The sequence below is a fragment of the Psychrobacter sp. TPE 89C genome (assembly GCF_055522395.1).
Map to the genome: position 1 here is coordinate 1 of NZ_JBVFXW010000103.1, position 1014 is coordinate 1014.

At 35.9% G+C, this 1014-nt stretch carries 1 protein-coding gene; it reads right to left on the reverse strand.

Features of this window, described 5'->3' with window-relative positions; translation table 11 throughout:
* Positions 1–1014 (reverse strand): arginase (locus tag ACZW67_RS14295; RefSeq protein WP_465183804.1); only part of this gene is annotated, 1014 nt, incomplete at both ends.

Genomic DNA, 1014 nt, shown 5'->3' on the forward strand with positions numbered 1-1014 from the left:
TAAAAGAGACTGCGTCACTTTTTCTAAAATTTTAAATATTCTGTTTGAGTCATCTTTTGAATTGTTATACAAAGGATTGATTTCTGCCATTTCCCAACAGCATACTTTCTTATTCTTGATTAACTCTATGTTAAGTTGCATGGCTTGTTCGTATGACAGACCATTCATTGCAGGCGTACCGGTTCCTGGCACGTACAAAGGGTCAACGCTATCAACATCAAATGAGACATAGATATGATCACAATATTCTAGCTTCTTGAAGATTTCCTCTACTGTGGAACTGATGCCTTTTTGAGTTATCTCAGCAACGCTATATAAAGGGATCTTATGTCTTCTAATTAAATCCATTTCTTCTTCTTGATAGTCTCTAACCGCGCAAAAAACCACATTTTCTGGCTTGATTGAGGGTTCATCAGATGCCATAAATTTCAATTTTTCCCAATACTCTTTTTCTTTTTCAGAAAGCTCATTGCGCTGACATTCTAGATTGTCAATGGCACACGCCATGGCCAAAGGCATGCCATGCATATTGCCTGATCCACTGGTATAGGGTGAATGAAAGTCAGCATGTGCGTCTATATAGACCACACCAATTTCAGCATCAGGATGCGCCATTTTTAGGCCGTGCATCGTTCCTGCGCAGCTAGAATGATCTCCAGCTAAGACAATTGGGAATTTATTCTCATTTCTTATGTCTTTTATTTTATGTGCTAACTTAGAGATAATCGGTTCAATCACATCAGCATATTTTGCATGCGCAAATTGTGATTCCCCCTCACTGTTGCTATCATCCTCAATACTGTCGAATTGCAATTTTTCAAAATAATCTGCATTGAGTTCTTTTGATGACGCTTTTAATGCATCAATGCCTAGAGAAGCGCCTTTTTTATATCCGGCGATATCTGAATAAACTTCTACTATTCTTATATTTTTCATCATATCAGTCATGATTTTGTCTCTATTAAATAAAATAATTTTTACATCATTTAAGTTAAATTCATTTTTATATATTAA